Genomic DNA, 13,163 nt, shown 5'->3' with positions numbered 1-13,163 from the left:
GTGACGAATCGCTTCACGCGGGCTCGATGTTCGTGTTGTCGCGGAACACGTTGTCCGGGTCGACCTCCCGCTTGATCGCGCGCAGCCGCTCGAGCGTCGCCGGCGGATAGGCCGCGGCGATCGCCGCCGGCCCCTGCTCGGTCTCGAAGCTCACGTAGGAGCCCGAGAAGTGCGGCGCCATGAGCTCGTTCCACTGCTCGCTCGTCCGGTGCCGACTCGAGCCGAACGCGACGACCGAGAACTCGGCCGATCGGTGGGCGAACGCCGTGGCGTCGGCGGGCACGTCGTGCACGGCCCCGCCGACGGCCCGCAGCTGGAAGAAGTACGTCGCACCGCTCGCGACGAACCGGGCCGCGTCGCGCGCGAACTCGGGCGTGATGCGGCCGATCAGGCCGGTGCGTGCGGTCGGCTCGCCTTCGGCCCCGTGACTGCCGTCAGCGGCGTTCGCCATGATCGACTCGTACGTCGTGAGCCGCACGTCCTGACCGATGAGCGGCGCGACCTCGGCGAGCGGCTGCAGTCGCGCGATGACCGTGTCGGGGTCGTCGGAGTCGATCGTCGCCATGACCTGCGCGACCGGCGGCTCACCCGGGCGGGCGCCGCCCATGAGCATGAAGCTCGTGACGTCGCGCGGCGAGTCGACGACCCAGTCGCCCCAGGCCTGCAGGAAGCCGGCCGTGTCGCTCGCGTCGAACGCGAGCTGCGCGAAGCCGAGTGCGCCGACCTCGTCGACCTCGAACTCGAAGGCGGTGACGATGCCCAGGTTCGCACCGGCGCCGCGAACGGCCCAGAAGAGATCGGGATGCTGCGACGCATCCGCTCGCACGATGCTGCCGTCGGCCAGCACCATCTCGACGGCGCGCACGTGGTCGATCGTGAGCCCGTGCTCGCGCACGAGCCAGCCGATGCCGCCCGCCGTCGCGAGCCCGCCGACGCCCACCCCGCCGTAGTCGCCCGAGGAGAGCGCCCAGCCGTGCGGCGCGAGGAACGCCGCGACGTCCTGCCAGCGCGCGCCGGCCTCGACGCGCACGAGCCGGCTCGCCTCGTCGAGCACCTCCATCGCGTTCAGCCGCGAGAGGTCGATGACGATGCCGCCGTCGTTCGTGGACCGCCCGCTGATGCCGTGGCCGCCGCTGCGCACGCCGAGCGGCACGTCGGGGTTCGCCCGTGCGAAGTCGACCGCCTCGGCGACCTGCCGTGCGTCGGCAGGTCGCAGCACGAGACCGGGCGCACCGCCGCGCATGTAGGTCGACTTCACGCGCACGTAGCCGGCGTCGCCCGGCTCGATCGCGTCGGCCGCGAGCGAGGCGGGAACTGCGGCGTAGTCGATGCCGTCCCGGCGCTTCGCACGCACCGTCGAGCTGCGCACGGGGGCGGCGGCAGAGCCCAGCGGGTTCAGGGTGATCGAGTCGGCGGATGCCGCGGCATCCGTCGCCCGAAGCTCGCGCGCCACCGCATCGCGCAGGGCCGGCGCGACCTCCTCGCCGAACTGCACGATCGTGCCGGGGTCGTCGCTCGCGAGGATGAAGGTGCCGACGCCGTCGTCGATCACGTAGGGCAGCAGCTGCTCGACCCACTGGGCGGCGGGCCCGTTGAGGAATCCGCCGCCGGCGCCCGCCCCGAACCGGCCGCCGATGTTGACGAGTCGGCGGATCTCCCGCGGGTCGCGACCGGCCGCGATCGCGGCCTCGTCGATGCGCGCGTTGCCCGCCGCGTAGTCACCGGGCTGCATGTAGCCGAGGGAGGGCAGCCAGCCGTCGCCCTTGCGACCGATGAGCCGCAGCATGCGGGGCTTCAGCGCACCGATGACGATCGGGATGTTGTGCGCCGGCGCCGGCCCGCGCTTCGCGCCGTCGACCCGGTAGTAGGTGCCGTCGATCTGGAAGCGGGCGCGGTCGCCCTGGTCCCAGATGCCGCGGATCACGTCGATGCCTTCGGAGAGCGCGTCGACCGCCTGCCCCGGAGTGAGCCTGCGGCCGCCCATCGCCTCGATCGCATCCCAGAATCCACCGGCTCCGAGGCCGAGCTCGAAGCGCCCGCCCGAGAGCAGGTCGAGGCTCGCGGCGGCGCGGGCGAGCACGGCGGGCGGACGCAGCGGCAGGTTCGTGACATTGGCGGCGAGGTGGATGCGCTCGGTGCGCGCCGCCACCCAGGCGAGAAGGGTCTGCGTGTCGTGGAATGCCGGCTGGTACGGGTGGTCCTGGAACGTGACGAGGTCGTAGCCCGATGCCTCGCTGAGCTCGGCGAGTCGCACGGCGAACTGCGGAGGGTCGTTCTTCGGCGTGATGAAGGTGCCGAACTGCAGTTCGTGGCCGTAGTGCATCGTGTTCCGATCGGTCGTGGGCGCGCGGCATCCTGCGCCACTCTCCCATCCTGAAGCACCGGTGACATCCGTGCACAACAGGAGTAAGCTACTTACTTATGGTTAGCGAGAACACGGATGCCGCGGCCGTCGCGATGCTCGATGAGCGACGCGCCCGTCTGCACGACCTCGGCCACATCGATGAGGCGGAGTGCCGGCGGTTCCAGAGCACCGTCGAGTTCGCCGGTCGCAAGTGGAACGCCGCGATCCTGCTCGCCGGGGTGCGTGGGGCCCGCCGGTTCTCGGAGTACCGCGGCGCCGTCACCGGCATCTCCGATCGGCTGCTCGCCGCGCGGCTCAAGGAACTCGAGGACGAGGGCATCCTCGAACGACACGTACGCGCGACGACCCCGGTGACGATCACCTACACCCCGAGCGCGGCGGGCCTCCAGCTGATCGAGCTGCTGCAGCCGCTCGTCGAATGGAGTCACGCACGAGGTGCCACCCCCGAGCACGAGGCAGGCTGACCGCCCTCAGAGTCCGATCGCCTGCGGGTTGGCCCGCGCAGCGAGGGCGGCGAGCAGCCCTGTGCTCGCGACCACGATCGTGAGCGCACAGGCGAGGGCCGGCCATCGGCCGTCGCCGTCGAGACCTGCGGCTCCGGCTCCGTCGTGGCCGGACGCCACCAGCACCTCGATCGACAGGCTCGCTCCCAGACCGACGCACACGGCGACGGCACCTGCGAGCACGCCGGCGAGCACGATTGCGGTTCGACTCATCACTGCCCCTCCACCCCGGACTTCGGGGTCGTCGCAGCGGTATGTCCGGCAGTGCGGATCGGGTTCCCGTCGCCGCCGGAACGCACGAACGCGCGGCATCGCGACGAAACGGGCGTGATCACGCACTCGATCGTCGGATGCCGCGCGCTCGGGCAGCCGGTGGGGCGACGCAGCGGCGCGCCCGGTCGGGACTACTTGGTGTCGGTCGCCTTGCCGGCTTCGGCAGCAGCTGCGGCGGCTTCGTCAGCGGCAGCCGCGGCGGGCTCCTCGACGATGACGGTCTCCTCGACGACGGTCTCCTCGACGACGGCGGGCGCCTCGGCGAGCGGCGCGACCACGGCGGCCTCAGCGGCAGCTGCGGCCTCGGCCTCGGCCTCGGCACGGTCGAGCTCCGCCTCGAAGGCGGCGTCCTCTGCGGCGACCAGCGCAGCGGCTTCCGCCGACGCGGCGCGGGCGCTCCAGCCGAGCGCGTGCACGGCGAGGGCGATGACCGCGGCGAGTGCGCCGACGGCGATCAGCAGGCCGGCGATCGTCGTGGACGACTGCGCGGTGAGGAGGCCAGCCACGTCCTGCGAGCCCGAGGTGTAGAACTCGATCTGGCTCGCGGTCGAGGCGTTCAGGAGCCAGTAGCCCCCGCCGATCAGGGCCACTGCCGCGACCCAGAGCAGGATCAGCGGCACGTTGACCTTGGAGCTGGCGGTTGTGTTCACGGTTTGACGTCCTTCGCAGTCGGGAGAGGCCGGGTTCGGCCTCTCGGCACGGTATTGGCTGAGCCTATGCGTGTCCTATGCATCACGGGAACATCCGCCCGGAGGCCCGGGGCCGACTCGGGCCGCCTCGCGCACTGCTCGATCGAGGCCCGGCTCAGATCGCCCGGTGGTCGACGAAGCTCATCCGGGGTCCGCGCCGCGGGCGACCGGGCACCCCGGCCGCACCGAGCAGGCGCACCACGCGGTACCGGTGGCCGCGCCACGGCTCGAGCGTCTCGAGCATCTCATCGTCGGTCATGTCCCGCCCCGCGAGCGCATGGCCGACGAAGTTCGAGAGGTGATAGTCGCCGACCGAGAGCGCGTCGGCGTCGCCGAGTGCACGCTGGGCGACCTCGGCGACGGTCCACGGGCCGACGCCGGGCATGAGGGTGAGGCGAGCCGCGGCATCCGCCGGGCTCATCGCGGCGACGGCTTCGAGCTTGTCGGCGTAGCCCGCGGCGTTCTGCAGGGTGCGCGCCCGTTTCGGGTCGACGCCGGCGCGGTGCCACTCCCAGCTCGGGATCGTGCGCCACACCTCGGGCGACGGCACGACCCGCATCGGCCGCGGAGTGGGACCGGGCGCCGGGCTGCCGAACCGGGTCAGCAGCCGGCGCCACGAATCATGGGCCTGCAGCGTGATGACCTTCTGCTCGAGGATCGTCGCCGCGAGCGCCTCGAAGACCTGCGCCGTGCGCGGGATGCGGAGGCCGGGGTTGCGCCGGTGGGCGTCGTCGAGGAGCGGCAACTGGGGTTCGAACCCCGCCGGGTCGTCGGCGTCGCCGAGCAGCTCGGGCGCCTGCGCGACGGCCGCCCCTGCTCCGGGGCCCCACGCCTCGCAGCGCAGCGTCTCGGCATCGGGCTGGGTCAACCGCAGGGTCGCGTCGCCCTCGACGGTGCGCGCCGATCGCCACACCGCACCGCTCGCGTCGAGCGCGAACGCCGGGTCGCCGCCGCCGCGCCGCAGCGCGCCGAGCGTCTCCCGCAGGTCGGTCGGATGCCGCGGCCGCCAGCTGAGGGCATGGTCGGCGATCACGGCTCCAGTGTGACGCACGCACCTGACAGCCGCGACGGTGCCGCCATGGCGCCGTGACCCCGTCGGCCGGGTTGACACGCTCGGCCGCCGATTGGCACCATCGTCGCTGTGACTGCTGAATCCCGAAGCCGCGAGCCCCGCGAGATCTCCGCACGGGTGTGCGGTGCACTGAGCGTGATCATCGGCGCGGGAGCGCTGTGGATCGTGATCTCGACCGCGAGGTCAGGCGGCGAATGGACCTTCTCCGTCATCGCCTCGATCGTGCCACTGCTCTTCGCCCTCCAGGGGCTCCGGCTCAGCGGTCAGCCCGGCACCCGGTGGCCGCGATTCAGCCGCGTCAGCTCGATCGTCGGCGCCGTGCTGGGCGTCGCCGCGTTCGCCGGATTCCTGTACCTGCTCAGCATCTCCACGAACGCCCTGTAGCCGCGCTCGGCGAGGCCGGACTACTCGGCGGCAGCCGCCGCGACGGGCGACGGCGCGTCCTTCGGCGCCACGATGCGGCTGCGCAGTGCGAGGAAGAGCAGCACCATGCCCGCGGTGAGGGCGATGTGGCCGAGGCCCGCGATGCCGGCGATCGCCGACGTCGACTCCTCGCCCATGACGGTGAGCGAGCCGTGCCAGATGAGCATGCCCGAGGTCACGATGACGCCCGCGTTGTAGACCCAGAAGAACCATTCGAAGAGGTGGCTCTTCGAGATCGCGAAGACCTTCTCGATCACGAGCACGATGAGCAGCACGATGAAGCCGAGGGTCAGCAGGTGGGTGTGCGCCAAGCCGAGCTGGCTGAACTGCCCTTCGGGGAAGTCGTTGGCTTTCGTGAACTCACGGTAGAAGAGGCCGGAGCCGACACCGAGGATCATGTACGCGAACGCTGCGTAGAACAGTTTCTGCATGGCGATTCCCTTCGAAGGTTGGCGAGGTGGACGAGCCTCACCTCGATACTCCTCTTCCTCGGCGCCCCGGCGCATCCAACGAAGGATTGAACCGGGTCGGCTCGGCCGCACCACGATGGTCGGCTCGGCGCGGTCGGCGATCCGTAGAGTGAGCTGCTGTGGACCCTGAACCGACCGGCACCTCGCCGTCGTTGCGCGAACTCGGTTTCAACGAGTCGGCGACGGCGACCGCGACGGCGTCCGACCAGGGCGGAGCCGGGTGGCTCGGGAAGGCGGCGTTCCTGGCGCTCCTGCCGGTCGCCGCCGTCGCCCTGCTCGCGGTCGGGGTCTCCATGGCGCCGGCGATCCTCTTCCCGTCGACGCCGATGGACGGGCCCGGTCCGAATCCGCCGAAGGGGCACTGCTTCCTCCTCGAACCGAAGTGGTGCACCTCGCTCGAGGTGGACTACGTCGAGCGTCTCGCCGGAGTCCGATTCCCGCCAGGCGCCGAGGTGACCGACTCGGGTTCGTCGACGTCCCCGAGAGGCGCCCGCGAGTGGGCGACCGTGCGCTGGCCCGAGGGAACACCGATTCCCGCTCCATCGGAGTCCGTCGCGCGCGACGAATTCTCCACGACGATCACCATCGGGCCGGACGCCGATGGAAGGCCGAACCTCACGCTCGAGCGCGTCCGGAACGACTGACGCCGCGCACGGGCACCTGGGCACTCGGGCACCCGGTCAGCGCGGCGCGAACGCCGCGTGGAAGATCCCCCAGGCACGCTGTGCGACCCGCCGGCGATCCTCGGCGTCGGTGCGCGCCAACAGGTCGGCGAGCATCGTGACGGCGAGCAGCACGTCGGCGTCCTCGACGTCGGCGCCGAGTCGTCCGCCGGCGCGCTCGCGCGCGACGACCGCGCCCACGATGGCCGCGAGCCGAGAGCCGAGGTGCTCCACCCGCTCGTCGTGCTGGTGCTGCCAGATGAGGTCGATGAGCGCGGTCGACACGACCGCCTGCCCGATGATCGCCTCGAGCAGGTCGTCGAGCGTGGCGTCCTCCGGCTCGACGGATGCCTCGAGCTCGTCGATGTTCTCGTCGAAGACGGCCACGGCGAGCGAGAGCCGATCGGGGAAATGGCGGTAGAGGCTGCCCTGCCCGACGCCCGCCTTCTTGGCGATCGCGTTGAACGGCACCTGCAGTCCATCGGCGGCGAAGACCGCGCGCGCGGCGGCGATGATCGCGCGGCGATTCTCGGGGCCGGCGCTCGGGCCGCGATTGGCCTTGCGGGCCTCGGAAGTTCCCTTCCTACGTTCAGGCACGGGTGTTACCTTACTACCGGACAGCAATGTCCGGTAGGAGCTTCGCACCACATCGAAGAGAAGGAACCACACCATGAGCACCCCCAAGACCCTCACCGGCGACGACTCGATCAAGACCTGGCTCGAGCACCCCGTCGGCGGCCCGATCATCCGCGATCTCCTCGCCCAGTCCGGCCAGGATCCCGATGTGCTGCGCCCCGTGCAGCGGCTCGCCATCAAGCGCCTGGTCAAGCTCAGCAAGGGCCAGTTCAGCCAGGAGATGGTCGACCAGCTCGTCGCACGGGCTGCGGCCGGCGAGGTGCCGGTGGGAGCAGCGGATGCCCCGGCCGCCGCGCCCGAGCCCACGACCGAGTCGGCCGACGCCGGCGACACCGTGCCCGTGGTGGAGCGTCCCGAATGGGTCGAGCGCCTCGACCAGGGCCGATTCGCCGGCAAGACCGTCATCGTCACCGGCGCCGGCTCCGGCATCGGCCGCGCCACGGCGTCTCGCGTCGCGCGCGAGGGCGGTCGGGTCATCGCGGTCGACGTCTCGCAGGAACGCCTCGACGACTTCGCCTCCGAGCACGACGGCGCCGAGATCCTGACCCTCGTGGCCGACATCACCGACGACGCGAAGGTCGCCGAGATCGTCGCCGCGGCGGGCGACCGCATCGACGGCCTCGCGAACATCGCCGGAATCATGGACGACATGACGCCGATCGGCGAGCTCACCGACGCCGTCTGGAAGCGCGTCTTCTCGGTCAACGTCGACGGCACCATGAAGCTCATGCGCGCCGTCGTGCCGGTCATGCTCGCCCGCGGCACCGGTTCGATCGTGAACACCGCCTCCGAGGCCGCGCTCCGCGGTTCGGCCGCGGGCGTCGCCTACACGGCGTCGAAGCACGCGGTCGTCGGCCTCACGAAGTCGACGGCGTTCATGTACGGCCCGAGCGGCCTGCGCGTCAACGCGGTCGCCCCCGGCGCGACCATCACGAACATCGAGGCCACCTTCGCCTCGCCGCTCGGCGCCCAGCGCGTGCGCCAGGCGATGGCGATCCTGCCGGATGCCGCGGAGGCCGAGGCCCTCGCCGCGTCGATCACCTTCCTGCTGAGCGACGACGGCGTGAACATCAACGGCGTCGTGCTCGCGAGCGACGGCGGCTGGTCCGCGGCGTAGTCGCCCGTCCGATCGGGCGGGTCGGGCCGGCGCGACATCGCGCCGGCCCGACCCGTACGATGCCGAGGATGGGAACAACGCAGACTTCGACCTCCGACCTCATCGACGCCGCGCTCGGCCACCTCGATCGCCTCTACGTCTTCCCCGAGGTCGCCGTCGCCACCAGTGCCGCCATCCGCGAGCTGGAACGGACCGGATTCTTCGCCGGCCTCGACGAGGCCGAGCTCTGCGCTCGACTGACCGCCGAACTGCAGTCGCGCACGAACGACAAGCACCTGCGGGTGCGGCCGCGACGGACGAGCGAGAACACGGGGAGGAGCCGGGAGGACGCCACCGCCGCCCTCATCGCGCGGTTCCGCGACGACAACTGGGGCATCGCGAAGGTCGAGCGGCTCGACGGCAACATCGGCCTCATCGACCTCCGCATGATCGCGGACGCCTCGCTGGCCGGACCGGCGATCGCAGCGGCCATGGAGCTCGTCTCCCGCACGGACGCGCTCGTCTTCGACCTGCGCGCCTGCCTCGGCGGCTCGCCGAACGGCGTGCAGTCGTGGATCAGCCACCTCGTTCCCGACGACGAGACGCAGTTGAGCTCCGTGGAGGAACGGGAGAGCGCATCGGCGCGCCAGTACTGGACGCTCGCCGACGTGGCAGGGCCCCGCTACCTCGACGGCGAGGTGTTCGTCCTGACGAGCGGGACGACCTTCTCAGGGGCGGAGCACTTCAGTTACGACCTGCAGGCGATCGGCCGAGCGACGATCATCGGCGGGACGACGGGCGGCGGGGCGCACCCCACCCGCTACATCCCGATCTCGGACACGATCGAGATCACCGTCCCGTTCGCCCGCGCCGTCAACCCGCATACCGGGACGAACTGGGAGGGCGTCGGCGTCGTCCCCGACATCGCGGTCGATCCCGCCGGTGCACTGCAGGCGGCCGTCGACGAGGCCCGCCGCCGCATCGGCGAACGCAGCGCCGCCGTCGTCTGAACGCGAGCGCGCGGCATCCGTCGTACTCAGCGGGGCGTCTCGGAACCCCGCCTGCTGCGGCGCCGGGCGATGAGCGTTGTCGGAGCCGGGCAGTAGCCTCGACGAGATCCGCATCCGCCGAGCTCGCAGAGGACACCCGCCATGCCGAAAGACACGCGCCCGACCGCGCCCCGCATCGACGAGATCGTGCTCGCCGACCTGGTGGACGGCGAACTCGCCGAGCTGGCCGCCGGCGACCGGGTCGACGGGCTGCGCTACCGGGGCGGTGACATCTCGGAGCGCGACCTCACGGGCGTGAGCATCGGCGAGTGCGAACTCGTCGGGGTCTTCGCCCACGACGCGCTCCTGCGCGGAGCCGTGCTCGCCGAGACCGTGATCGAGCGGCTCGAGGCGCCGGTGCTGCGCGCACCCCGTGCCACGCTGCGCGACGTGCTCGTCTCGGGCTCCCGCATCGGGTCGGTCGAGTTCTACGAGAACCACTGGCAGTCGGTGCGCTTCGTCGGCTGCAAGCTCGGCTTCGTGAACCTGCGGGGAGCCGAGCTCCGCGACATCCGGTTCACGGACTGCACGATCGAGGAGCTCGACCTCGGAGGCGCCAAGGCCGAGCGCGTCGCATTCGAGCAGTGCGACGTGCGCGCCCTCGACGCGACGGGAGCGAAGCTCCGCGACGTCGATCTGCGCGGTCTCGACCTCGCCGCGATCTCCGGGCTCGAGGGCCTGAGGGGCGCGACGATGGACGGCATGCAGGTCGCGCTGCTCGCGACGACCCTCGCGAGCCACGTGGGCATCCACGTCGTGGACTGATTCGCGGGCGGACGCCGAGCGTCGGTCACGACGGCGCGGTCTCGATCGTTACTCAGACTCTCTTCCGCGGGCCGCTGTTGCCAGATAGGGTGGGCCGAACTGGGTCAAGCGACCCAGTTGGAGACAGCGAGGTTCCCGATGCACGACGCCCCCACGACGCACTCGAACGATCAGACGGATCACTCGACCCCGGCCGACGCCTCCGTCCATCGCTCGGTCCGTCGCCCCGTCGTGGCCATCACCGCGATGCTCGCCCTGATCGTCATCCAGGCCGTCGCCGACCCCACCGGGTTGCTCGCACTGGTCGGCTGGTCGGGGGCGATCCCGCAGCCGAGCGCCGGCGTCTGGCCGTTCGCGCCGTACGTGGTCTTCGTGCCCGTCGTGCTCGGCGTCGTGTGGTGGGTCGCGGTCCGCGCCGGCGACCGCTTCTGGACGCTCACCGCCGGTGTGGTGCTCGCGGTGCTGCTCGCACAGGCGGCGGCGTGCTTCGTCATGACCTGGGATCTCGCGGTGGCCGGGTGGGCCGCCGGCTTCGTGACGGCGAAGGCCGTGCCCGCGGCGCTCATCGTCGCCGCGCTCGCACGCTGGCTCGGCGGGCCGACGACGCGGCAGACGCTCGAGCGCGGGTCGATCTGGCCCTCCGCGGTGATCTTCGCCGTCGTCGCACCGCTGCTCGCGGGCCTGTGGTGGACGGGCGCCGTGTACGCGGACGGCATTCCCATGGCGCGGCCCGACCGCGGCATCCTCTCCATGATCATCGCGATGGTGCTCATCGCCGGCGCGACCGCGCTGAGCCTGCGCTGGATGCGGGCGCGGGTGCCCGGCGTGCTGGGCGGATGGCTCGCCGCGCTCGTCGCCGGCGGCCTGGTCGGCATCGTGCAGGCGATCGTCGCCCTCATCGTCGACGGCGGCTTCGCCGGGGACATCTGGCCGCTGATGGCGGCCTATGTGACCGTCGCCGACGGGCTCGCCTTCGGAGCCTGCGTCGGCTGGATCGTCGGCGTGAGCGCCGTCATCCTCGACCGGGTGCGCGCCGGCCGCACGGCACGGGCCGCACGCGCTCCCGAGGTCGTCGCCGCGTCAGTCGCAGTGCTCGCGCTGGGCGCGACGCTCGGCCTGCCGAGCGCCGAGGTCGCCTCGGCGGCAGCGGTCGATTCGGCCGCCGAGGCCTCGCCGCCCGAGGGCTTCCTCCGCGCAGAGGGCTCCATCATCACCGACGGCGACGGCAATCAGGTGCTGCTGCGCGGCGCCAACGTCAACCAGCTCGTCGACTTCTACCAGCCGCAGGCCGACGTGCCCGCGACCCGCCCGCTCACCGAAGACGACTACGCCGACATGGCCGAGTACGGCTTCAACGTCGTACGGCTCAACATCTCATGGTCGGCGCTCGAGCCCGAGCGCGGCACGCTCGACCCCGAGTACCTCTCGAAGATCGAGGATGCGGTCGACTGGGGCACGGAGCACGGCATCTACACGGTGCTCGACATGCACCAGGACGGCTGGTGGAACGGCCCCACCGAAGAGGGCACCGTGTGCCGCCCCGGCACCGAGGAGATGTGGGGGTACGACGGCGCTCCCGAGTGGGCGACGATCACGGATGACGCGCCGCGCTGCCAGTTCACCGGCCGAGACATCTCCCCCGCCGGAGACCGGGCGTTCCAGAACTTCTACTTCGACACCGACGGCGTGCAGACCGCGTTCGCCGAGACGTGGGGCAGGCTCGCCGCCGAGTTCCGCGACGAGCCGATGGTCGCGGGCTTCGACCTCATCAACGAGCCCGGCTTCGGCGAGACGGCGCCAGTCACGACCTCGCACCAGCTCGGGAAGTTCTACGACCGGGCGATCGACGAGATCCGAGGGGCCGGCGCAGAGCAGATCGTGTTCTTCGAGCCGAGCATCCTCTGGTCGGGCCTCGGCTTCGACACCGGCCCGACCCCGGGCTTCACGGACGACGACAACATCGTCTTCTCGCCGCACCTCTACGCCGAGTCGATCACGATGGACCGCGATCTCGGCATTCCCCCGATCGTCAGCATCGAGCGCCAGTTCGCGCTCGCGCAGCGCGTCGCCGACATCTACGACGCCCCGCTGTGGTCGGGCGAGTACGGCTACTGGGGCGAGGATGACGACGTGCTCGCACGTCTGAACCGCTACGCCGACGCTGAAGACGAGCGCAGGCTCGGCAGTGCGTACTGGGTCTGGAAGCAGGCCTGCGGCGATCCGCAGAACGGCATCGGCCCCGTCGGCAACGCCCTCATGATGCAGGACTGCGAGACCGGCGGCGACGCCCCGCCCAAGTCGGACCTCCTCGAGATCCTGAGCCGCGCCTACCCCCAGGCGGCACCGGGCGTGCTCGCCTCGCTCGAGGCCGACGGCGCGGCCATCGACCTCGCCGGCACGACCGACGCCGGCAGCTGCGGCCTCGAGGTGTGGATCCCCGGCTCGGCCGAGCCCGACGTGCAGGTCACCGGCATCACGAAGGTCGAGACGACCGAGGTGCCGGGCGGATGGATCGTGACGGGTTGCGCCGACGGCGACTACACGCTGTCGACCACCCGGTAGCCTCGGGGCATGATCTCCGAGGCTGCGCCGAGCAGGCGCGACGACGGCCGTCGCGCCTCGCTCACCGCGATGGTCGCCGCGGAGCCCGACCGTCTCCGACGGCGGAGCATCTCGCTCGGCGTGGCTGCGGATGATGCAGAGGATGTCGCGCAGACGGCGCTGCTGCGGGCCTGGCGGTCGATCGAGCACCTGCATGCGCCGGGCCCGGGGCAGATGTGCTCGTGGCTCGATGCCATCGCCAGGAACGCCGCGGCCGACCTCGCCCGCCAGCGGGCTCGTCGCCCGGTGGCGGCACTCGACTCGGATCTCCCGGATGAGGCGAGCGTCGCCGGCGACGTCGAGCTGCGGGTGATCCTCGACGGCGCCCTCGGCGCGATCCGGGACCTCCCCGAGTCTCTTCGCGAACCGCTGCTGCTGAGCGTCGTCGACGAGCTCTCGGCGCCCGAGATCGCCGAACGCCTCGACATCACGCCGGCTGCGGCGCGGCAGCGGATCTCCCGTGCGCGGAAGTCGCTCGCCGCGTGCCGGGAGTCCGGCATGTCGGAAGCTCCCTGAGGTCGCCCCGACCGGACTCCGGTTCGGATCCCCGACGGCAGGA

14 protein-coding genes are annotated in these 13,163 nt (G+C 71.6%); 8 read left to right on the top strand and 6 right to left on the bottom strand.

Going from position 1 to position 13,163, the window contains the following annotated elements:
- Window positions 1–13 precede the first annotated feature (13 nt).
- Entirely contained in the window at window positions 14–2,323 is a 2,310-nt protein-coding gene (locus tag ASE14_RS12235) for an LLM class flavin-dependent oxidoreductase (protein WP_056654843.1), read from the bottom strand.
- A 98-nt stretch (window positions 2,324–2,421) separates the two neighbouring features.
- On the opposite strand from ASE14_RS12235, the gene ASE14_RS12230 reads away from it, so the two are divergent.
- Window positions 2,422–2,829 (top strand): helix-turn-helix domain-containing protein, encoded by a 408-nt coding sequence (locus tag ASE14_RS12230; protein ID WP_235511267.1) that lies wholly within the window; start codon window positions 2,422–2,424, stop codon window positions 2,827–2,829.
- Between the two features lie 6 nt (window positions 2,830–2,835).
- Here the strand turns inward: ASE14_RS12230 and ASE14_RS12225 are convergent, their stop codons facing one another.
- The 3 genes from ASE14_RS12225 to ASE14_RS12215 form a co-directional block, all read right to left on the bottom strand.
- On the bottom strand, window positions 2,836–3,081 hold the full coding sequence (locus tag ASE14_RS12225; protein WP_056654840.1) for a hypothetical protein: 246 nt from the start codon (window positions 3,079–3,081) through the stop codon (window positions 2,836–2,838).
- A 191-nt stretch (window positions 3,082–3,272) separates the two neighbouring features.
- Window positions 3,273–3,791: a hypothetical protein gene (locus ASE14_RS12220; protein WP_056654839.1), complete on the bottom strand. Its 519-nt coding sequence runs from the start codon at window positions 3,789–3,791 to the stop codon at window positions 3,273–3,275.
- Window positions 3,792–3,945: 154 nt separating this feature from the next.
- Window positions 3,946–4,863 carry a DNA-3-methyladenine glycosylase gene (locus tag ASE14_RS12215; protein ID WP_200953317.1) on the bottom strand — a complete coding sequence of 306 codons (918 nt, stop codon included), beginning with the start codon at window positions 4,861–4,863 and terminating at the stop codon, window positions 3,946–3,948.
- A 108-nt stretch (window positions 4,864–4,971) separates the two neighbouring features.
- On the opposite strand from ASE14_RS12215, the gene ASE14_RS12210 reads away from it, so the two are divergent.
- Window positions 4,972–5,286 carry a hypothetical protein gene (locus tag ASE14_RS12210; RefSeq protein ID WP_157372961.1) on the top strand — a complete coding sequence of 105 codons (315 nt, stop codon included), beginning with the start codon at window positions 4,972–4,974 and terminating at the stop codon, window positions 5,284–5,286.
- A 20-nt stretch (window positions 5,287–5,306) separates the two neighbouring features.
- Here the strand turns inward: ASE14_RS12210 and ASE14_RS12205 are convergent, their stop codons facing one another.
- Entirely contained in the window at window positions 5,307–5,756 is a 450-nt protein-coding gene (locus ASE14_RS12205; RefSeq protein ID WP_056654833.1) for a DUF2871 domain-containing protein, read from the bottom strand.
- Between the two features lie 158 nt (window positions 5,757–5,914).
- On the opposite strand from ASE14_RS12205, the gene ASE14_RS12200 reads away from it, so the two are divergent.
- Window positions 5,915–6,439, top strand: a complete 525-nt coding sequence (locus tag ASE14_RS12200) for a hypothetical protein (RefSeq protein ID WP_056654830.1) — start codon at window positions 5,915–5,917, stop codon at window positions 6,437–6,439.
- A gap of 36 nt (window positions 6,440–6,475) precedes the next feature.
- Here ASE14_RS12200 and ASE14_RS12195 read toward each other — a convergent pair whose 3' ends face one another.
- Window positions 6,476–7,054, bottom strand: coding sequence for a TetR/AcrR family transcriptional regulator (locus tag ASE14_RS12195; protein ID WP_056654829.1), 579 nt, complete (start codon window positions 7,052–7,054; stop codon window positions 6,476–6,478).
- A 73-nt stretch (window positions 7,055–7,127) separates the two neighbouring features.
- Here ASE14_RS12195 and ASE14_RS12190 point away from each other — a divergent pair, with 73 nt between their 5' ends.
- The 5 genes from ASE14_RS12190 (at window position 7,128) to ASE14_RS12170 (ending at window position 13,120) form a co-directional block, all read left to right on the top strand.
- Window positions 7,128–8,210, top strand: coding sequence for an SDR family NAD(P)-dependent oxidoreductase (locus ASE14_RS12190; protein WP_056654826.1), 1,083 nt, complete (start codon window positions 7,128–7,130; stop codon window positions 8,208–8,210).
- Window positions 8,211–8,278: 68 nt separating this feature from the next.
- Window positions 8,279–9,199 (top strand): S41 family peptidase, encoded by a 921-nt coding sequence (locus ASE14_RS12185; RefSeq protein WP_056654824.1) that lies wholly within the window; start codon window positions 8,279–8,281, stop codon window positions 9,197–9,199.
- Window positions 9,200–9,340: 141 nt separating this feature from the next.
- A complete protein-coding gene (locus tag ASE14_RS12180) occupies window positions 9,341–10,003 on the top strand; it encodes a pentapeptide repeat-containing protein (RefSeq protein WP_056654821.1) in 663 nt (220 codons plus the stop codon).
- A 138-nt stretch (window positions 10,004–10,141) separates the two neighbouring features.
- Window positions 10,142–12,565 (top strand): cellulase family glycosylhydrolase, encoded by a 2,424-nt coding sequence (locus ASE14_RS12175; RefSeq protein WP_056654819.1) that lies wholly within the window; start codon window positions 10,142–10,144, stop codon window positions 12,563–12,565.
- 9 nt (window positions 12,566–12,574) lie between these two features.
- The gene (locus ASE14_RS12170; RefSeq protein ID WP_056654818.1) at window positions 12,575–13,120 is read left to right on the top strand and encodes an RNA polymerase sigma factor; all 546 of its coding nucleotides are present in this window, start codon (window positions 12,575–12,577) and stop codon (window positions 13,118–13,120) included.
- Window positions 13,121–13,163: the final 43 nt, after the last annotated feature.

The organism is Agromyces sp. Root81, from assembly GCF_001429165.1.
GTDB lineage: Bacteria > Actinomycetota > Actinomycetes > Actinomycetales > Microbacteriaceae > Agromyces.
The sequence above is the reverse complement of the archived record's forward strand: the minus strand, read 5'-3'. Positions and strand labels throughout refer to the sequence as shown.

Excerpts from the sequence above, each read along its gene's own strand:
- ASE14_RS12235 (WP_056654843.1), bottom strand. The coding sequence starts at position 2,323 with ATGCACTACGGCCACGAACTGCAGTTCGGCACCTTCATCACGCCGAAG.
- ASE14_RS12170 (WP_056654818.1), top strand. The coding sequence starts at position 12,575 with ATGATCTCCGAGGCTGCGCCGAGCAGGCGCGACGACGGCCGTCGCGCC.
- ASE14_RS12185 (WP_056654824.1), top strand. The coding sequence starts at position 8,279 with ATGGGAACAACGCAGACTTCGACCTCCGACCTCATCGACGCCGCGCTC.
- ASE14_RS12190 (WP_056654826.1), top strand. The coding sequence starts at position 7,128 with ATGAGCACCCCCAAGACCCTCACCGGCGACGACTCGATCAAGACCTGG.
- ASE14_RS12175 (WP_056654819.1), top strand. The coding sequence starts at position 10,142 with ATGCACGACGCCCCCACGACGCACTCGAACGATCAGACGGATCACTCG.
- ASE14_RS12205 (WP_056654833.1), bottom strand. The coding sequence starts at position 5,756 with ATGCAGAAACTGTTCTACGCAGCGTTCGCGTACATGATCCTCGGTGTC.
- ASE14_RS12180 (WP_056654821.1), top strand. The coding sequence starts at position 9,341 with ATGCCGAAAGACACGCGCCCGACCGCGCCCCGCATCGACGAGATCGTG.
- ASE14_RS12230 (WP_235511267.1), top strand. The coding sequence starts at position 2,422 with ATGGTTAGCGAGAACACGGATGCCGCGGCCGTCGCGATGCTCGATGAG.
- ASE14_RS12225 (WP_056654840.1), bottom strand. The coding sequence starts at position 3,081 with ATGAGTCGAACCGCAATCGTGCTCGCCGGCGTGCTCGCAGGTGCCGTC.